General features: G+C 69.8%; 17 protein-coding genes. 8 read left to right on the forward strand and 9 right to left on the reverse strand.

What is annotated here, in order from left to right:
* Nucleotides 1-136: 136 nt before the first annotated feature.
* Both DKM19_RS46180 and DKM19_RS46185 read right to left on the reverse strand, forming a co-directional pair.
* The gene (locus DKM19_RS46180) at nucleotides 137-805 is read right to left on the reverse strand and encodes a ribonuclease HII (protein ID WP_110704937.1); all 669 of its coding nucleotides are present in this window, start codon (nucleotides 803-805) and stop codon (nucleotides 137-139) included.
* Between the two features lie 270 nt (nucleotides 806-1,075).
* On the reverse strand, nucleotides 1,076-2,011 hold the full coding sequence (locus tag DKM19_RS46185; RefSeq protein WP_110704938.1) for a LysR family transcriptional regulator: 936 nt from the start codon (nucleotides 2,009-2,011) through the stop codon (nucleotides 1,076-1,078).
* Between the two features lie 97 nt (nucleotides 2,012-2,108).
* Here DKM19_RS46185 and DKM19_RS46190 point away from each other — a divergent pair, with 97 nt between their 5' ends.
* Complete coding sequence (locus tag DKM19_RS46190) at nucleotides 2,109-3,392, forward strand: pyridoxal phosphate-dependent aminotransferase (RefSeq protein WP_110704939.1); 1,284 nt, start codon at nucleotides 2,109-2,111, stop codon at nucleotides 3,390-3,392.
* Nucleotides 3,393-3,577: 185 nt separating this feature from the next.
* On the forward strand, nucleotides 3,578-4,222 hold the full coding sequence (locus DKM19_RS46195) for a GNAT family N-acetyltransferase (RefSeq protein ID WP_110706465.1): 645 nt from the start codon (nucleotides 3,578-3,580) through the stop codon (nucleotides 4,220-4,222).
* Nucleotides 4,223-4,567: 345 nt separating this feature from the next.
* Here the strand turns inward: DKM19_RS46195 and DKM19_RS50360 are convergent, their stop codons facing one another.
* Nucleotides 4,568-5,080, reverse strand: a complete 513-nt coding sequence (locus DKM19_RS50360; RefSeq protein WP_162642285.1) for a hypothetical protein — start codon at nucleotides 5,078-5,080, stop codon at nucleotides 4,568-4,570.
* Nucleotides 5,081-5,385: 305 nt separating this feature from the next.
* Here DKM19_RS50360 and DKM19_RS46205 point away from each other — a divergent pair, with 305 nt between their 5' ends.
* A complete protein-coding gene (locus DKM19_RS46205) occupies nucleotides 5,386-8,583 on the forward strand; it encodes a BTAD domain-containing putative transcriptional regulator (RefSeq protein WP_110704941.1) in 3,198 nt (1,065 codons plus the stop codon).
* 312 nt (nucleotides 8,584-8,895) lie between these two features.
* On the opposite strand, the gene DKM19_RS46210 is transcribed toward DKM19_RS46205, so the two are convergent.
* Entirely contained in the window at nucleotides 8,896-10,347 is a 1,452-nt protein-coding gene (locus DKM19_RS46210) for a methyltransferase (protein WP_110704942.1), read from the reverse strand.
* A 215-nt stretch (nucleotides 10,348-10,562) separates the two neighbouring features.
* Here DKM19_RS46210 and DKM19_RS46215 point away from each other — a divergent pair, with 215 nt between their 5' ends.
* Nucleotides 10,563-10,874, forward strand: a complete 312-nt coding sequence (locus DKM19_RS46215; protein WP_110704943.1) for a hypothetical protein — start codon at nucleotides 10,563-10,565, stop codon at nucleotides 10,872-10,874.
* 210 nt (nucleotides 10,875-11,084) lie between these two features.
* Here DKM19_RS46215 and DKM19_RS46220 read toward each other — a convergent pair whose 3' ends face one another.
* Together DKM19_RS46220 and DKM19_RS52380 are read right to left on the reverse strand one after the other, a co-directional pair.
* Nucleotides 11,085-11,681, reverse strand: a complete 597-nt coding sequence (locus DKM19_RS46220) for a TetR/AcrR family transcriptional regulator (RefSeq protein ID WP_110704944.1) — start codon at nucleotides 11,679-11,681, stop codon at nucleotides 11,085-11,087.
* A 92-nt stretch (nucleotides 11,682-11,773) separates the two neighbouring features.
* Nucleotides 11,774-12,520, reverse strand: a complete 747-nt coding sequence (locus DKM19_RS52380) for a GNAT family N-acetyltransferase (RefSeq protein ID WP_239513958.1) — start codon at nucleotides 12,518-12,520, stop codon at nucleotides 11,774-11,776.
* A gap of 66 nt (nucleotides 12,521-12,586) precedes the next feature.
* On the opposite strand from DKM19_RS52380, the gene DKM19_RS46230 reads away from it, so the two are divergent.
* Entirely contained in the window at nucleotides 12,587-13,117 is a 531-nt protein-coding gene (locus DKM19_RS46230; protein WP_204358534.1) for a helix-turn-helix domain-containing protein, read from the forward strand.
* Here DKM19_RS46230 and DKM19_RS46235 read toward each other — a convergent pair.
* Nucleotides 13,080-13,706 carry a DUF3159 domain-containing protein gene (locus DKM19_RS46235; RefSeq protein WP_239513959.1) on the reverse strand — a complete coding sequence of 209 codons (627 nt, stop codon included), beginning with the start codon at nucleotides 13,704-13,706 and terminating at the stop codon, nucleotides 13,080-13,082. The two genes, DKM19_RS46230 and DKM19_RS46235, sit on opposite strands and share 38 nt — an antisense overlap.
* Nucleotides 13,707-14,219: 513 nt before the next feature.
* Between DKM19_RS46235 and DKM19_RS46240 the strand changes: the two genes are divergently transcribed.
* On the forward strand, nucleotides 14,220-15,368 hold the full coding sequence (locus DKM19_RS46240) for an SURF1 family protein (RefSeq protein WP_239513960.1): 1,149 nt from the start codon (nucleotides 14,220-14,222) through the stop codon (nucleotides 15,366-15,368).
* Here DKM19_RS46240 and DKM19_RS46245 read toward each other — a convergent pair.
* Nucleotides 15,365-16,063 carry a hypothetical protein gene (locus DKM19_RS46245; protein ID WP_110704947.1) on the reverse strand — a complete coding sequence of 233 codons (699 nt, stop codon included), beginning with the start codon at nucleotides 16,061-16,063 and terminating at the stop codon, nucleotides 15,365-15,367. The two genes, DKM19_RS46240 and DKM19_RS46245, sit on opposite strands and share 4 nt — an antisense overlap.
* Nucleotides 16,064-16,331: 268 nt before the next feature.
* Here DKM19_RS46245 and DKM19_RS46250 point away from each other — a divergent pair, with 268 nt between their 5' ends.
* Together DKM19_RS46250 and DKM19_RS46255 are read left to right on the forward strand one after the other, a co-directional pair.
* Nucleotides 16,332-17,057: a tyrosine-protein phosphatase gene (locus DKM19_RS46250; protein ID WP_110704948.1), complete on the forward strand. Its 726-nt coding sequence runs from the start codon at nucleotides 16,332-16,334 to the stop codon at nucleotides 17,055-17,057.
* 184 nt (nucleotides 17,058-17,241) lie between these two features.
* Complete coding sequence (locus tag DKM19_RS46255; protein WP_089209074.1) at nucleotides 17,242-18,438, forward strand: amidohydrolase family protein; 1,197 nt, start codon at nucleotides 17,242-17,244, stop codon at nucleotides 18,436-18,438.
* Here the strand turns inward: DKM19_RS46255 and DKM19_RS46260 are convergent.
* Nucleotides 18,419-18,757: a YkvA family protein gene (locus DKM19_RS46260; protein WP_110704949.1), complete on the reverse strand. Its 339-nt coding sequence runs from the start codon at nucleotides 18,755-18,757 to the stop codon at nucleotides 18,419-18,421. The genes DKM19_RS46255 and DKM19_RS46260 overlap by 20 nt on opposite strands.
* Between the last annotated feature and the right edge of the window lie 63 nt (nucleotides 18,758-18,820).

Consider the following 18,820-nt stretch of genomic DNA (forward strand, 5'->3'; position numbering starts at 1 on the left):
CGAACCACCCGAAGAGGCCGGGATGACCCTCGTCAACCGTTCGATCCAACCCGCCGGCCCGGCCCGCCCGAAGAACTCGAACCCTCCGGGGTGACCCTCGCCGGTCGTTCGACCCGGCTCGCTCGAAGGGCGCGGATTATCCGAAGAGCCCGAGCTGGCCCTCTCCGGCCAGCGGGTTGCGGTGCCTCTTGAGGTGGCGCCACCGGGGCAGGTCGTCGAGGTAGGACCAGGACAGGCGGTGGTGTTCCGTCGGCCCGAGAGAGGCCAGAGCCTCCTGGTGGACCGGAGAGGGATAGCCCGCGTTGTCGGCGAAGCCGTACTCCTCGAAACCGAGCGAGGCCATGTAGGCGTCACGGCGGACCTTGGCGATCACGGAGGCCGCGGCCACGGAGACGCAGGACAGATCGCCCTTGATCTCACATCGGACCGGCCACGGCGGCCCCAGGTAGTCGTGCTTGCCGTCGAGGATGACCACGTCGGGCCTCACCGGCAGCGCGGCCAGCGCCCTTGTGGCCGCGCGGCGCAGGGCCTCGGTCATGCCGAGCGCGTCGATCTCCTCGTGCGTCGCCTCGCCGTACCCGATCCCGGCGGCCCAGGCGGTGATCTCGGGGACCATGGCGTCGCGCCGGGCGGGGCTGAGCATCTTGGAGTCGGTCAGGCCCGCGGGCGGCTCCGACATGTCGGTGACCACCGCGCAGACCGCCACCGGACCCGCCCAGGCTCCTCGCCCGACCTCGTCCACCCCGGCCACCAGCTTGGATCCGCCGGCGTTCAGCAACCGTTCGAGCGCATAGGAGGGAGGCACGTTCCGACGTTACCGGGAGGCGAGCCCGACCGCTTCGAGGACGGCCGCCGGCAAGCGCACGGCGACGTCGCCGGGAAGCGAGCTCGACCGCTTCGAGGACGGCCGCGGGAAAGCCCGCGGCGACCACCTGGAGGCGGGTTCGACCGCTGCCGGGAAGCGTACGGCGACGTCATCGGGAGGCGAGCTCGACCGCTTCGAGGACGGCCGCGGGAAAGCCCGCGGCGACCACCTGGAGGCGGGTTCAACCGCTGCGGGAAGCGTACGGCGACGTCATCGGGAAGCGAGCTCGATCGCCTCGAGGTCGGCGGCGAGGAGACGTGCTGCGACGTGCACGGCCCGGAGGGTGACGGAGACCGCGGGACGGTGGACGCTGGAGGCGCGGGCGACGGCGTGGACGTCGCGGCCGACCGGGGGACCAGGAAACTCGCGGACGACGATGCCGCGGACCCCGGCGGCCAGCGCCAGGGCGGGAACGGCCGCGATACCGATGCCCTTGGCGACCAGGCCGAGGATCGTGCCCAGCCCCTCGAACTCCCAGGGCACCGGCTGGGCACCTCCGACATCGGCCATCAGGCGGTCCACGGCCAGCCGCGAGGGCTCGCCGTCCGGGGTGGCCATCCACGGCTCGTCCCGCAGTTCGCGCAGGTCCACGGGCACGTCCAGCGAGGCCAGCCGGTGCTTGCGCGGCACCACGAGCACCATCGGGTCGTGTAACAGGGGGAAGACCCTCATCGTGTCCGATTCGCGCACCCGGCCGTACCAGTCGTCCACCAGCGCGATGTCCACCTCTCCCGACTGCACCTCACGCATTCCGCGCCCCGAACGCCCCTGTCCCATCCGCAGGGTCAGCGCGCTGTGGCGGCGCAGCGTCCTGGCCAGCGCGGGCGCGAAGGCCACCGCGGCGGTCGGGAAGGCGGTCACCGTGACCCGGCCCGCCGGCGTCGCCGCCTGGGCCGACAGATCGGACTCGGCGGTCTCCACCATGGAGAGGATCCGCTCGGCGTGCTCGACCAGGCGGCGTCCCGCGTCGGTCAGCTCGGCGCTCCGGGCGGTCCGGTCGATCAGCACCGCCCCGGCCTCGCGTTCCAGCGCGGCCAGCTGCTGGGAGACCGCCGAGGGACTATAGCCCAGAGAAAGCGCGGTCGCCGCGATACTGCCCCGACGGGCAAATTCGCAGATCACCGCAAGACGTCGCAAATCAAGCATCAGACTTCCTTACGCCCACCCACAACAACCAAAGCTTGTTCTGATGCTTTTATCCCATCAGGCTTGGGAACGTTCCGCAACGACCGGAAGGACCGCGATGAACGTGACCCTGTCCGCCACCCTGGCGGCGAACGAGGAGATCGAGCGAAGACGGCGCGCCGGCGAGCGCGTTCTGCACCTGGCCTTCGGGGAGGCGGGACTGCCCGTCCACCCGGCCCTGCGCGAACGGCTGATCGCGGCGTCCGAGCACAACGGATACGGGCCGGTCGCCGGCGCGAGCGCGCTGCGCGAGGCGGCCGCCGGATACTGGCACCGGCGAGGACTTCCCACCGACCCCGAGCTGGTGGTCTGCGGCCCCGGGAGCAAAGCCCTGCTGTACGGCCTGCTGCTCGCGATCGGCGGCGACATCGTGCTGCCGATGCCGAGCTGGGTCAGCTACGCCGCCCAGGCCGACCTGGTCGGGGCACGTCCCCTGTTCGTTCCGGCACCCCCCGGCGAGGGAGGGGTGCCGGATCCCGAGCACGTCGTGTCCACGGTCCTGCGCGCGCGGTCCCGGGGACGTGAGGTCCGCTCGTTGCTGGTCACGCTGCCCGACAACCCCAGCGGGACGCTGGCCTCCGCGAACACCGTCAGGCGGATCGTCGAGGTGGCCCGCGAGCTCGATCTGACGATCATCTCCGACGAGATCTACCGCGACCTGGTCCACGACCCCGGCGCCACCGCCTTTCTCAGCCCGGCGGACCTGGCCCCCGAGCGCACCGTGATCACCAGTGGGCTCAGCAAGAGCCTCGCCATCGGCGGCTGGCGGATCGGCGTGTCAAGGCTTCCATCCATCGGGCTGCGCGACCGGCTGCTCGCGGTGGCCAGCGAGATCTGGTCCAGCCCGGCCGCCCCCGTTCAGCAGGCGGCGGCCTACGCCTTCACCGAACCGGCCGAGCTCGTCCGTCGGGTCGACGAGAGCCGCCGGCTGCACGGCACGGTGGCGCGAGCCGTACACGAGAGGTTCGTCCTGGCGGGTGCGCGGGTGGACGCGCCGCAGGGCGGCTTCTATCTCTACCCCCACTTCGCCGGGCTGGACTTCGCGACCTCCGCCGACCTGGCCGCCCATCTGCTCGACGAGCACGGTGTCGGGGTGCTCGCCGGCCACGTCTTCGGCGACGATCCCAGGGCCCTGCGGGCGCGCGTGGCGACCAGCCTCCTGTACGGCGAGACGACCGAGCAGCGGCTGGCCGCGCTGAGCGCTCCCGACCCGCTCCGGCTCCCCTGGATCTCGGCCTCGCTGGACCATCTGAGCGAAGCCCTGACCGGTCTCTACGCCATGCGGCGATCGCCTCTGCGGCACGGACGCGTGAGGCTCGCCCCGGCCCCCGTGACGGGGTGATCGCCGGGCACGTCGGCCGGTAAAAATCTGTCCGGGCGCCGGGAGGCAGCCGAGGGAGTATTCACATTGATGACCTGGGGTTTTACACTTCAGTAGCTGGTGGGGAAGATGCTTTTCCTGATGCTCACCAAGATGTCTCGTGTCGTTTGGCACCAGGCATATGAGTCAGCCCCCATCATGTGCTCATGCCCGCTTTTGTCACCCTGTCCGGGCGCTCCGTGCGCCTGGAACCGCTCAGCCTCGCGGCGGTCGACGACCTCGTCGCCGCGGCGTGTGAAGACCGTTCCACTTACGCCTTCACGCGCGTTCCCCAAGGCCGGGACGAGATGGTCTCCTACGTGGAGGCCGCTCTGGCTGAGCAGGCGAAGGGCCGCACGATGCCCTTCGCCATCCGGTGGCTCCACACCGACCGCATCGTCGGTGCCACCCGCCTCATGAACCTGGAGTACTGGCAGGGCCCCATGCCCTGGCCACCGGGCGAGCATGGGGCTGTGGGCGACGTCCCGTCCGTGGCGGACATCGGTTACACCTGGCTGGCCGCTTCGGCCCAAGGCACAGGTGTCAACCGGGAGAGCAAATACCTGATGCTCTCCCTCGCCTTCGAGACGTGGCAGGTCCACCGGATAACCCTGAAGGCCGACGTACGTAACGTACGGTCCCGGGCCGCCATCGAAGCCCTCGGCGCACAACTTGACGGTGTGCGGCGAGCGGAGGCCCGAGGCTCCGACGACACGGTCCGAGATACCGCGTACTACTCGATCCTCAGTTCCGAATGGCCGCTCGTCCGAGAACGGATCCACGCGCGACTGGGCCTGGCCGAAGCCGCGTAGCGAGACAGGGGCGCCGCGAGGTCGCGGCGCCGTGACGCCGTGATCCCGTGACCGCCGCGACCCCTTGGGGGCGCCCGCCTTTCCTTTACGCCTCGGTCCTGGCAGCACGCGCGGCCGAACCGAAACGGGCCGTCGCCGCGCGGCGACGGCGGCGTGGAAGCGGTATGGCGACAGCGTGGAAGCGGCACGGCGACAAACCTGTCACTTCGATGACGTCGACATAACAACGAACCCATCACTTCGATGACTTATGGAACAAAGGCCCGCCCGGATTCCGGGCGGGCCTGATGTTCGTCTGACGTTTTTCGTACATGAACTATTCATCTTCCGGCTGGTTCACCGAAACTACTCGTCGCCGTCGACCTCGTAGATGTAGTACCACTTGCCGCAGGACTTCTTCTTGGCGTTGTGGTTGTCCCAGTAGCAGACCCTGACCTGGACGTTGTCGACGTCGTGGGCCGAGAAGTGAAGCGACTGGTAACCGTTGGAACCGCACTTTCTGGCCCAGCGGATGTTCTCGTCGCCGTCCTCGTTCTCGAACTTGACCTGGGCGTAGCCACAGAGCCGGCTGGGAGAGGACTGGTCGTAGAGCTTGCCCTGGACGTGGATCCTGTCGGAGCCGTCGCTCCAGACGTGGCCCCTGGCCTTCGCCCGGGAGCCGTTGAAGTACTTGGAGTAGTAGGAGCCCCAGTATTCGTCATAGTCGCTGGAGGCGGCCGAACCCGCGGTGAGCGTGGCGGCCGAAACGGCCGAGGCGGAGGAGGTGGCCGAGGCGGAAGAGGTGAGGGCCGGAACACCGACCGCGATGACGGCGGTGGCCGCGGTCAGACCGAGGAGGTTGCGGATCGTGCGACGCATGGGGGGTCTCCTTGATGGGGCGGATATGGCACCTTTTTCACCGGGGCCACGGCTTATTGATAGGTCCGCCCACCTTCACTTCACTTACGACGCCTTTATCAACTCCTGCAACCCGCCGACATGTCGGGCATGGCCGCCCCCGTATGGGGCCATGCCCGACATGCCCAGCATCATCGTTATGACTCAACACCCGATTAGTGTCCGATCAACGCTTACGTTGGCGAGCAAGCCTCTACCTACGAGGTAAGCGGCGAAGGACCTATCATTTGGCCATAAAACTTTCCGTTAGGGCGGAGATTCGGGAAATGGCTGTTCAGGGCAGCGAAGGCGGGTTGTGCTTCGCCGTGCTCGGCCCTGTCCAGGCTTGGCGTGACGGAACCGAGCTCGACCTGGGTACTCCGCTGCAACGGTCCATTCTGGCGATGCTGCTGCTGCGCGAGGGCCGGGCGGTGACGCCGGCCGAGATGATCGACGCGATCTGGGGCGAGGACGCTCCGCCCCGGGCGCTCGGCGCGCTGCGCACCTACGTCTCCAGGCTGCGGTCCGTGCTTGAGCCGGGCAGGTCCCCGCGCACCCGCCCCGAGCTGCTCACCTCGGTGGGCCGGGGATACGCGCTGCGCCTGAACGACAGCACGCTCGACCTGGTCCTCTTCGACCGGGGCGTCCAGGAGGCCGAGACCGCACGTCGCACCGGGGATGTCGGAGGGGCCGCCGAGAGCCTGCGCGCGAGCCTGGCGCTGTGGGCCGGGGAGCCGCTCGCCGGGGCCGTCGGACCCTATGCCGAGCACCAGCGCGACCGGCTCGTGGAGCGCCGGATGAGCGTGCTGGAAGTCCTGATGGACCTGGATCTGGAGCTGGGAAGGCACGCGGACGTCGTCTCAGAGCTGATCGCGCTGACCGCCGACCATCCGCTTCGCGAGCGGCTCCGTGCCCAGCTGATGCTGGCCTACTACCGGTGCGGCCGCAAAGCGGAGGCGCTCACCGCCTTCGCCGACACCCGTACGGCCCTGATCGAGGAGCTCGGCATCGATCCGGGCTCCGACCTGACCGCCCTGCACCAGCGCATCCTCATCGACGATCCGAGCCTCGCGCCCGCCTCCGTCACCCATCCCGTACGGCCCGCGCCCGCCGCCCCGGAACCCGCCGCGAAGGCGGAGAGCACGGAGCTCAACCAACACAGCCAACACAGCCAACACGGCCAGTACGAGCAGCACGGAACGCACAACGCACCCGAGCTGCCGCGTCCGGCACAGCTCCCGGCGGCGGTGAACGATTTCACCGGCCGCCGCCAGATCGTCGCGCGGCTGCGCACCCTGCTGTCCGCTGAGAGCGGCTCCGAGGGCGTGCCGGTGGCGGCCATCTCCGGGATAGGCGGCGTCGGCAAGACGACCCTCGCGGTGCATGTCGCCCATGCCATGCAGGACCTGTTCCCCGACGGCCAGCTCTACGCCGACCTGCGCGGATACGGCGAGGAGCCGACCGACCCCGAGTCCGTGCTGGCGGCGTTCCTCCGCGGGCTGGGCCTGCCCGCCGACGTCATCCCCGACGGGCTGGCCGAGCGGTCCGCGCTCTTCCGCTCGCTCCTGGCGGAGCGGCAGATGCTGGTGCTGCTCGACAACGCCAGGGACGCCGCCCAGGTCCGCCATCTGCTTCCCGGCTCGCCCGGTTGCGCGGCCATCGTGACCAGCCGCGGCAAACTCGCCGATCTGGCCGCGGCCCGGCTGATCGACCTGGACGTCATGGAGCCCGACGAGGCGCTGGCCCTGTTCGGCACCGTCGCCGGCACCGAGAGGGTGGCCGCGGAGCGCGCCGCCGCCATGGACGTGGTCGCCGCCTGCGGGTTCCTGCCGCTCGCGGTGCGGATCGTGGCGGCCCGCCTGGCCGCCCGGCCCTCCTGGACCGTCGCCTCGCTGGTGCCCCGGCTGGCCGACGAACGCCGTCGCCTGGACGAGATGCGCGTGGGCAACCTCGCCGTGGAGGCGACCTTCGCCCTCGGGTACGGCCAGCTCAGCCCGGCCCAGGCCCGCGCGTTCCGGCTGCTCTCCCTGCCCGGGGGGCCCGCCATCTCGATCGGGGCCGCCTCCGCGGTGCTCGCGCTGAGCCCGATGGACACCGAGGACATCCTGGAGTCCCTGGTGGACGCCAGCCTGCTGGAGGCTCCCGCCCCCGGCCGCTACCGCTTCCACGACCTGCTCAAGCTTTTCGCCCGCCGTACGGCGGAGCGCGCCGAGGAGCAGGAGGGGCGGCGCGCCGGATCCGGGAGCGGGGACGGCGGGACGGAGCAGGCGGACCGGCGTGGGTCCGACGTGAGCGTGGTCGCCGGTGGGGAGGGAAGCGCGGCTCTGCGCCGGCTGCTCGACTTCTACCTGGCGTCCGCGCAGTCGGCGCACCGGCTCGCCTACGAGGGCAGCACGATCGCCGACCAGCTCGGGGTCACCGGGCAGGGTCACACTTTCGCCTCCGCCGACGAGGCCGTGGCCTGGCTGTCGGTCGAGGCGGAGGCGCTGTTCGCGTCGATCGCCCAGGCGACCGGCACCGACGACGCCGAGGCGCTGCTGCCCGGCGCCGATCTGCTGCTCGCCATGGAGCCACTGCTGGAGTCGGGGAGCCACGTCCGCGACTTCGACAACCAGGCGCGGGAGCTGCTCGCCACCGCCCAGCGGCTCGGCGCCACGTCCAGCGAGTTGCGCTGCCGCTACGTCCTCGGCCGGGTGCTGTTCTCCGCCAACCGGCTGACCGAGGCGGAGGAGGAGTTACGGGCCTCGTTGGAGTTGTCCGCGGGGGGCGACCGCATCGTCATCGGCGAGGTGCTCAACGCGCTGGCCGTCGTGTCCGGGCGCCAGCGCCGCCACGTGGAGGCACTGGCCTGGTACGACGCCGCGCGCAAGGTGTTCAGGGAGTTCGGCGCGCGGGGCGGCGAGGCCATCTCGCTCAGTTACTCCGCCCGCGACCACCTGTTCCTGGGACAGCCCGAGGAGGCGATCGCCGCCGCCGAGCAGGGCCTGGCCATCCTGATCGAGCTCGGTTCCAGCCCGGCCATCGCCAGGGCCCGCTACCACCTGGGGATGGTGCTGTCGCGGGTGGGACGGCTGAACGAGGCGGTCCATCACCACGCCGAGTGCCTGGCCTTCTTCCGGGCCAGTAACCAGCGGGTGTGGGAGCAGCGGGTCTGCTCCCGGCTGGCCGAGACGTTCATCGCCGCGGGCCGGTTCTCCGACGCGACCCGCCACGCGGAGCAGGCGTTGACGGTGAGCCGCGAGATCGGGCACCCGTACGGCGAGGCGCAGGCTCTGGGAGTGTTAGGCAGGGCGCTCGCGGGTCTCGGCGAGGCCGAGCGCAGCCGTGACTGCCTGGAACGGGCCCACGTCATCTTCACCAGACTCGGGGCACCCGAGGCCGGCGACCTGCGGACCCTGCTCGACCGGGACCGGGCCGAGGCAGACCGGGCCGAACGGGACCACGCCGGCCTGGGACGGCTCGAACGGGACCAGGCCGACAGCTGACTCGAGACCGTCGTACCAGTCGTCGTCGAGACGCGTCATCCAAACATGGTTGATCACTGGGATTCCCGTCGGTCTGGGACCTGAAGGTGGATGCGGGGTGCCCGGCCGACCGTCGGACCTCCGGAGTGACGCGTAGGGGGCCCGGGTCATCCGGTACGTCACCCAGAGGTCGGCCGCCTCACTGTGACGGCCGGCCGGACTCGACACGGACCCATTCCCCCCGGGTCCGTGCTCCCACAACCAGAGCTTCCCCTCCAGCGTTTGACATCGGATTGACAAGCAATAGCGCCGATATCCACAGGCTGTGGAGAACTAGCCTGTGGATATGTGGAAAAACCCTTCGGCGATCAGCGAACGGAGCCCCTCGGGGGCCTTCGCCCGCAGGTCATCGGGGTCCTCGCCGGTGAGCTCCGCGATCGCCGCGAGCAGCGGATCCAGTGGATACTGACCGTCGCAGACTCCGGCGAGGGCCGCTTCCACGGTCCCCACCTGTGCACTGCGGCGCAGCCCTCTCGTCTGCCTGAGCACGATCCTCGACGGGTCCTCGGCGCCGGGCGGGCCGATCCGCTCCTCCAGCATCCCGTCGGCCGGCGCGAGCCGGGCTCCCAGCAGCTCCGCGTCGGTCAGCCGGTGCGCCCCGGTGATCGAGCCGAGCACCTCGTCCACGTATCCGCCCACCGGGAGCTCCACCCGATGGCCGAGCTCCTCCACCCGCACGACCGGGTCGAGGCTGCCTGAGTCGTTCAGGGTGATCCAGCCGAAGCCGATCCCGGTGACGTTCGCGGACTCGAACCAGCCCAGCCAGTCCTCGTAGAGCTCGCGGTAACGCGGGGTGCCCTGCTCCGCGGCGTCCCTCAGCCAGAGCTCGACGTATTCGGCCGGATCCTGGACGTCGCGCTGGACCGCCCAGCCGTCGCACCCGGTCTCGGCCAGCCAGCCGCCCACCCGGTCCTGCCAGTCCTCGCCGCCGACGTGCAACCAGTTGGCCAGAAGCTGGCAGGTGCCGCCGGGGGCCAGGTGTCGGGGCGCCAGCCGTACGAGATCGCGGCAGAAGTCGTCAGCCTGGAAACCGGACTCGCGGTAGGAGAACCGTCCGGCAGGGGAGATCACGAACGGCGGGTTGGAGACGATCAGGTCGAAGCGCTCGCCGGGGACGGGGTCGAACAGGGAGCCCTGCCGGGCGTCCACCTCCCGGATACCGGACAGGCCCCAGCTCAGCCGGGCCAGGTCCAGCGCGCGGGGATTGACGTCGGTGGCCACGATCTCCTCGGCCCGGCCGTCCAGATGCAGCACCTGGACCCCGCATCCGGTGCCGAGATCGAGGGCGCGTCCCACCGGCCGGCGGGACACCAGCTGGGCCAGGTTCGCCGAGGCCCCGCCCGCCCCGACGACGTGGTCCGCGCGCAGCGCCGGATCGCCCGGCCTGACCTTGCGGTCGGAGACGACGTAGCCGCCGGTCTCCCAGGGCTGCAGATGGACCGTGGAGGTGATCCGGCCGCCCTCGACGGTCACCAGGCCCGCGGCGGCCAGCTCTTCCACCGGAAGGCCCCGGGGCGCCCTCCGCACGTCCACGGCGGCGCCGAGCCACCACAGGCGGATCAGCGTGCCGAGCGGGTCGTCCCCTTCGGTGGCGCGCAGGGCGGGCACCGGCTCCTCGCGGGAGAGCGCGGTGGCGGCGACGTCGCCGAGGCACTCGCGGACGCCGTCGATGGTGTAGCCGGTGTCGAGAAACAGCTCTCTGAGCCGGTCCAGCAGATCGTTCACCAGGACATCCTCGCACCGGCGACCTCCTCGCACGCCAGGCGGTGCGACGGCCTGCGGCGGACCGCGCGACGCGAGCGGCGGATCCTCCCGCCGGGGAGCATCTATCACTCCAAGTGATGAGATCGTTACCCACCGTCGCAAGCGTTCTGCAAGCGGGCCTCAAGCGGCGAGCGGTACTTCTTGGGAGCCGCACCATCCGTTCCAAAGGATCCAGGATGTTGATCCCGTGCTTCGCCTGTGAGTCTCGTTTCCGGCCTGATGAGTATTTCCTCGCCTGCCACGACTATCGCCGGGGCATGGATCTGGTCGCCTGGACCTGTCCTCGCTGTGGAAATCAGGACGAGTTACGGGTTCTTCCCGGTGAGCTCGGGTTCGGCTATTCCCAGCGTGGCAGGTTCGCCGTCTGCGACCGGGTGCGCGTGCCCGGTCTGCGGCGCCGGCGTCAGGACCTGTGGCTGGACATCTCGCTGGACAGCAAGGTCTGGCGAGTCTCCTCCCGGCCGCGCCAGCTGGTGGGAGCCCACTGAAACCGCTCCGGCCCGGAGAAGCCCCCGTGATCCGGGCCGGAGCACTCGGAAGGGCCCGGCGCCGGACGGCGCGGGTGCCAGACCCCGGGGACGGTACGGCCCCAAGAGGCACGAGTGCCAGGCAGCGCGATCTCAGGCGGTATGGACCGGCCGGGCAGTGCCATCTCAGGCGGTACGGGACCGCCAAGAGGCACGCGTGTCAGGCGGCGATCAGGAGCCCTGCTGCCGCAGGCTCTGCCAGGCCGCCTCACAGAGGCCGGCGATCTCCTCCTGGGTGGGCTGGTGCGCCCCGGCGAACCACAGGCGGCACATCTCGGTGGCCGGTCCCAGCCAGAGCACGTAACACATCGTCGGATGGACGGGCTGGAGCAGGCCGTCCTTCATGTGGGGCCGCCACCACTCGGAGACCTTCCTGAAGAACACGCGGCGCGACTCCGACACCTCGGGGCCGCCCGGCTCCTCACGCCGGGGCGGTCGCTCACTGATCAGCAGGTGGGCTCGCTCGCGATGTTCGCCGTTCCAGGACATGTGCAGGGCGACGATCGCCTCGATGCCCTCTCTCGCGCCCTCGTGCCTCCGCAGCTCGGCGAGGAACGCCTCCTGGTACATCCGCAGGGTCTCCGCGTAGAGAACGCCGAAGACGTGTTCCTTGCTGGCGAAGTGATGGTAGAAACTGCCGACGCTGACGCCGCTCTCCGCGCGGAGGCTGGCCAGCGTGGTGGCCGAGACACCATCCTGACTGAATCGGCGCAGGGCACCCTCGACGATCCGGGTGCGGCCGTCGCGTCCGTTCTTGGCAGTCTTCACAACCCAATGGTGAGGCACCAGAACCTTGTTCCGCAAATGGCGGGGACACGCCTCGGGCCGAGTTCATCATAGTTGCTTGATCACGGCGGTTCTCACCGGCTCCGGACGGCGGGTGTGACGGCGACGGCACCGGATCGGAGCGACGTCGTCGCGGCCACCTGGACCGTCCCCGAGGAGACCTTCATGGTCGCTTCCGGCCATGCCCTGCGGATCATCGCGAGCACCCTGCGGTTGTCCCCGAGCACGTCCATTCCCAACGTTCTGGCCCCACCGGCCGACGCCCGGTGGAGCAGCCTGCGGACGAGCCGGGCCCCGACCCCCCGCCCCTGCCACTCGTCACCCACCACGACGGCTATCTCGACGTCGGTCCCCTCTCCCCGGTAGCTCATCGCGTGGCCGACCAGGAGTTCTCCCCGTACGGCGAGCAGCGCGTCGCGCCGCTCGTCCACCGCGAGCAGCGTCCGGACCATGCTCGCGCTCGGGCGATTCACCCCGGTGAAGAACCGCTGCGTCTGCGTGCGCGGGGACAGTGCCGCCAGAAAGCAGCGGATCCGCTCCTCGTCGTCCATCCGCGCCGGACGGATCTCGATGACGCCCCCAAGGTCTCCGGCGCTTTCACGGTCCCCGATGCCCCCGAGATCTCCGAGGCCCTCCAGGGTTGTGACGCCTCCGATGCCCTCGCGGCCCCCGACGTCCTCCAAGCCCCCGACGATCCCGAGGCTTTCGCGGTCTCCGACGTTCTCCAAGGCTCCGACATCTGCGAAGTCTTCAAGGTTTTCGAGCTCTCCGGTCACGGTCCGCGCCGGATCGTGGTGCGCCGCCAGCTGAGTTCGCCTCATGGACTCAGATTCTCGCGAGAGAGCTGAGTCTGTCAACTAGACTTAGATGACGTTGGAGGTAACACGATGGCGACTTACGATGCCAACATGAGTGAGGCGACCCTCGGCCCCATGCACGTACGAGTGGACAACTGCTCCATCGAGCGCGCCCTCGCCGTCGTCGGCGAGAAATGGACGCTCCTGGTGCTGCGTGAGGCGTTCAACGGGGTGCGGCGCTTCGCCGACATGCAGGCCTCGACGGGAGCGCCCAGGCAGGTGCTGAGCGCCCGGCTGACCCGCCTGGTGGAGGAGGGGATCCTGCGCAAGGTCCCCTACCGCGAGCCCGGCCAGCGGCAGCGGGACGAATACCGGCTGACGCAGATGGGGCTGGACCTCTATCCGACCCTGATGGCGCTGATGCAGTGGGGCGACCGATATCTCGCCGACCCGGACGGCCCTCCCGCGCTCATCACCCATCGCGGCTGCGGAGCCCTGGTCGAGCAGCATTTCCGCTGCGCCGACGGCCATGAGGTCGCCGGCCCCCGGGAGGTCACGCCGATCCCGGGCCCCGGGTTGGCGGTCAGCGCGCCAGCGCGCGCAGGCAGCGCCGCAGGCTGAGCACCGAGATCAGCCCGACTCCGCCGAGCAGCACCGCGACCGCCGAGGTCCTGACGACGAGATAGGCCTCCGTGGTCAGGCTGAACAGCAGCCACAGGCTCAGCACCGCGTTGACCAGCTGCGCACAGCCCCACAGGACCGACTGCCGCATGAAGAAGCGACGCATCAGCGAATGCTCCAGCAGGTGCTCGGGCAGCGGTATCAGGTCGCTCGCCACCCGCTGGGCCAGCGGCCGCCGCAGCGGCGCGGTCAGCAGGAACCCCATGCTCGCGCAGAACACCCCGAGGCAGGACGGCAGAAAGAAGAAGATCGAGCTCTCCGTCACCCCGGCCAGCACCGCCCTGACCGTGACCGCGCCCGCCGCCAGCAACAGCGTGCCGGGGACCCCTCTGCGCTTGACCAGCCGCCAGACGACCCCGCCGTAGACCCAGGCCACCGCCACGGCCAGGGCGCCGTACAGCCCCAGTGCGGCCAGTGCGGCGTAGAAGACGGCGACCGGAAGGATCATGCCCTCCAGCACCCGGGGTGCCGCGTGCCGCAGCAGCGCCCCCAGACGGGGCAGCGCGATCGGGGCCACGGGGGTCGGCATGAGCACAGTCATCAGGTGCGCGCTCCGGAGGTGCTGGGACGTTCCGGGGGGTGAGCTCATCCGACCGTACGCGAAGCCCGTGGACTCCGGCAGTCTTTCAACGACTTCGGCAACTTAGACGAATCCGACAAATCCAGCGATCGAACGGTCCCGACTGCCTCGACATGGTGAATCAAACGGTCCGGCCGCCCCACCACAATGAATCGAACGGTCCCGGCCGCCTCGGCACGATGGATCGAACGGCCCCAGACGCCTCGATATGGTGAATCAGGCGGTTCCGGGCACCCCACCACGGTGAACCGAACGGTCCCGGCCGCCTCGGCACGATGGATCGAACGGCCCCAGACGCCTCATCACGATGAACCAAGCCGTTCCGGGCACCCCACCACGGTGAACCGAGCGATCCCATCACGGTGAACCGAACGGTCTCAGACGCCTCGTCGCGGTGAATCGAGCGATCCCAGGCGTCCACCACGGTGAAAGGCGCACTCGAAGGACGAGGCGACGCACACGGTGCCTAACCTTGAGTGCGTGTACCGGTTCCTGCTGACTCCTCGCTGGCTCGCCTTCCACGTCCTGGTGCTGCTGATCATCCCCTCCTTCGTGCTGCTGGGGCGATGGCAGTTCGGGCGTTATGAGGAGCGGTCCGGGACCAGCCACCAGACCGCCGGCAACCTCGCCGCCGCACCCGTCCCCGTGGAGAGGCTCACCACCCCGGGCGGCACCGTCCGTGTCCAGGACAAATACCGCTCCGTCACGGCCACCGGAACGTTCGACGCGGGGGCTCAGCTCGTGGTCCGCCGCCGCGTCCAGGACGGGGTGGTCGGCTTCTACGTTCTCACCCCGCTGACCACGGCGAGCGGGACGGGCGTGCTGGTGAACAGGGGCTGGGTCAAGGCGGGCGCCACCCCCGACTCCCTCCCCGAGGTTCCCCCGCCGGTCTCGGGTGAGGTGACTGTCACCGGACGGCTACGTCCCACCGAGACCGAGGACTCCACCGGCATCCGGGACCGGGCAGGGCTCCCCAAGGGGCAGGTCCTATTGATCAACACCGAGGCGATCGGGCGCGGCCTGCCGTACCGGCTCCTCGGCGGATACGTGGACCTGATCGAGCAGTCGCCCAAGGCCACCGCCGCGCCCGTACCGCTGCCCGAGCCGGACATCGGCGAGGGTGGCGGGCTCAACCTGGCGTACGGCGTGCAGTGGTGGCTGTTCATCGGCATCGCGATCGGCGGCTGGATCCTGCTGATCCGCCGTGAGGCCGCCGATCTCCAGGCCGCGGCCGCAGGCGGGGTGCCCGGCAAGCGCTCGGGAGACACGGGGCCCTCCGAGGACGGCGAACCCGCCGGGCCCTCGCAGTCAACCGGCCCTGCACAACCAGCCGAACTCGCACAATCGGCTGAGCCCGCACAGCCAACCGAGCCCGCGCAATCGACCGGGCCTGCGCAAGCAGCCGAATCCACACCATCGCCGGAGCCCGCCCGACCGACCGAACTCGCACAATCGGCTGAGCCCGTACGGCCGGCCGAGCCGACGCTGCCAGCCGAACCCGGCACGCCCTCGTCTTCCGGTCGATCCTCGCAGTCCGAAGAGTCCGAGGAGTCCCCGCGGTCCGAGGAGTCCGCCGAGCCCGTACGGTCCGCCAAGCGGGCCGGAACCTAGCCGACGGCGAGGTTCACGAGCTGCCCGAGGGCGAAGGTGACCCATGCGGTGATCATGCCGAACCCGATCGCCGTGAGGAAGCCGAAGCCCCCCTCCAGCCGCTTTCGCGGGGCCGGATGTTCTCCCGCCCGGAACCAGAGCGGGCGGGGTTCGAGCAGCAGGAACAGGATCGCGCCGACCTGCCCGATGCCGAACATCCAGAACCAGGCCCACCGATTGCCCAGCCGGGGCGTCGAGCCGAGCATGATCAGGATAGTGAGCACCCAGGCCACGGCGACCCAGCCGGCGGTCGGCCCCCGCACCTGGAAGGGCCAGCTGGGCAGGAACGTCCCCCCGCCCGTGTCACCCCTGATATTGATCGTCCTGACGGAGTCGTCGCCCAGGTCCCGCCTGAGGTCCGTGACGGTATAGGCACCCGAGTTCTCCACGAGCGGCCGCGGACTGATCCAACGCCAGACCAGCGGGCCCTCGGTCCACCGCACGTAGGAGAGGTCGCCGTTCTGCTCCCTGAACTCGACGGCAGTGATCCTGCCGGCCGCCGCGGCGGCGCGGAACTCCCCCTGCGTCCGGGGCACGGGGTTGAGACTCAGCAAGGTGACCAGCCCGCCCCAGAGCAGGACAACCAGCAACACGCACCGGACGACCAAGCCGACGATTCGCCAGCCTTGACGCACTTCGAGCGCATCGGAAGCCATGATTTATTTACTACCTCATGGCCGTGCGTTGTCCATGGCCATACCAAAAGAGGTGCCGCGGCGATCGCGAGCCCCTCGCACCCCGCCGGATTCGGCCCACACCTCGTACGGCTCGCACCGTAAGAGGCGCCTTTCGGCGGAACGTGGATCGGAAACCACCGTTCGCGCCCTCCGGTCCCCTGAAGCACTTCCCGCGGCCAGAGCCCAGGCTCCATCTCCGGAAAAATCTCCGATCGCGCGAGGCCCGCCGCTGGATAGGTTGGAACGCGTGATCCGGCATATCGAGTTCGCACGACTGCACAATTTCCGGGACGTGGGCGGCTACGCCACCGACGGCGGGCGGGAGGTGCGCTGGCAACGGCTCTACCGGGCCGACTCGCTGCACTGGCTCGCCGGCGACGATCTCGCCCGCTTTCACGCCCTCGGCGTCCGGACCGTGATCGACCTCCGCCATCCGGAGGAGATCAAGCGCCGCGGCCGAGCACCGCAGGGGCCGAATTATCACAATTTTTCGGTCGAACACAGATTCTGGAACATCAAGGATGACTTCCACCCCGAGAAGGGGGTCGCCAGGTTCTTCGCCGACCGCTACCACGAGGTCGCCCAGGACGGCGTGGTCGAGCTCAGGAGCGCGCTGGAGGTGATCGCCGAGGAGGAGAACGCCCCCGTGGTGATCCACTGCGCGGCGGGCAAGGATCGCACGGGTGTGCTCGCCGCGCTGGTCCTGCGGCTGCTCGGGGTGGCGGAGGAGGATGTGATCGCCGACTACGCGCTGACCGGGCTGGCGACGCCTCGGTTCATCGCGTACTGGGAGGAGGAGCATCCGGGCGAGCCGGTGCCGTGGCCGGGGCTCGGCCAGGCGCCCGCCGACGCGATGAGGATGTTCCTGGCCGAACTCGGCCCGGTGCGCGACTACTGCGTCAAAATGCTGGGCGTAGACGAACAGGTCATATCCGCCCTCCAGAATCACCTTCTAAAAAATCCCGATACTTAGAAGATCCCTGGGTAGGTGCACGTTTCAGGGCCCGCCAAGAGCAGCACCCTCCTGGCGGGCCCGCCCCGGGGCCGCCGTGTTGTCCCTCTCCAGCGGTCCCGGGGCCCTCCGAAGAGGGACAGAGATACCAAGCGGAGACCTTGCAGCTTGATGAGCGTTATGCCAGCGTCGTACGGTTTACCGCGTGACTACGCCGCTGCTGCCCGACCCCGAGCCAAGGCGGCGGGACTATGTGATTATCTCAGCCGACGACCACCTGATCGAACCGCCCGACATGTTCGATGATCGGCTCCCCGAGAAATACGCGGACCTCGCCCCCAAGGTGGTGGAGACCGATTCGGGCCACCAGGTGTGGCGGTACGGCGGAGCCACCTATCCGTGTGCCGGGATCGACGTGGGCGCCGGCCTGCCCCGCGAGCAGTGGACACTCGACCCGGTTCGGTTCGAGCACATGCGTCCGGGTTGCCACGACATCGAGGCCCGGATCGAGGACATGGACCGGGCCGGGGTCTGGGGCGCGCTCTGCTTCCCCGGCATGCTGGCCGGGCAGTCGGGGATGGTCTTCGCCAAGACCCGCGACCAGGAGCTGGGCCTGTCGGTCCTGCGCGCGTGGAACGACTGGCACGTGGACGTCTGGGCGGGCACCTACCCGGAGCGGATCATCGCCCTGCAGCTCCCCTGGCTGACCGATCCGGAGACCGCGGCCAAGGAGATCCGGGACAACGCCGCGCGGGGTTTCAAGGCGGTGCTCTTCCCCGAGTTCCCCACCCGCCTGCGCCTGCCGTCCATCCACACCGAGCACTGGGACCCGTTCTTCCAGGCCTGCGAGGAGACCGGCACCGTCGTCTGCCTGCACACCGGCGCCGCCTCCTGGGCCCCGGTGCCGTCGCCGGACACGCCCATCGAGGCGATCACCACGCTGATGCCGGCGAGCGCCATGTTCGCCTGCGCCGACTGGCTCTGGTCGGGCATCCCGCTGCGCTTTCCCGCGCTGCGGATCCTGATCGTGGAGGGTGGCGTGGGCTGGCTGCCGATGCTGGCCGAGCGGGCCGACTACGCGCTGGACCACCCGGTCGCCGGCGAGGCGTCCTGGGAGGGCGGTCTGAAGCCCAGCGAGGTCCTGCGCCGGAACTTCTTCTTCGGCACGCTCAACGACCACGCCCTGTCAGGGGTGCGCCTCGCCGTCGGCCTGGAGCACGTCCTGCTGGAGAGCGGTTATCCGCACTCCGACTCGACCTGGCCCGACACCCAGCAGGCCGTCTCGACGAACCTGGGCAGCCTGCCGCCCGCCGACATCGCCAGGGTGGCCTACGGCAACGCCGCCCGCCTGTTCGGCCACCCGCTGCCCTCCCGCGCCTGGCTCAGGATGGAACAGCTCTGACGTGCTTGCGCTCCCACTCGACGTAGCGCCCGCCCTCTCCGAGAAGGGAGCTCATCAGCCACAGGAAGACGCCGAAGTCGTCGACCACTCCGATGACCAGCAGGAATTCGGGGATGACGTCGAGGGGCGACAGCATGTAGAGCACGCCGAGCCCCATCATGGTCAGCTTGCCCTTGCCCATGCCGGGATACTGCCCGCGCGCCGTCGCGCCGATCAACCTGGGGATGGCACGCAGGCGGGCGCCGAGGCCGGGGGTGCCCGGCTTCTTCACATCCTTGTAGGTCCGCCAGACCTGTGCCGCACGCGCTGCCTTCGCCATGGGGGATCCTCCTTGGAAGCACGTTCGAATGGCGGCGTTCTACTACCCCGCCGCATCACGATA

The sequence above is a fragment of the Streptosporangium sp. 'caverna' genome, from assembly GCF_003203775.1.
Lineage (GTDB): Bacteria > Actinomycetota > Actinomycetes > Streptosporangiales > Streptosporangiaceae > Streptosporangium > Streptosporangium subroseum.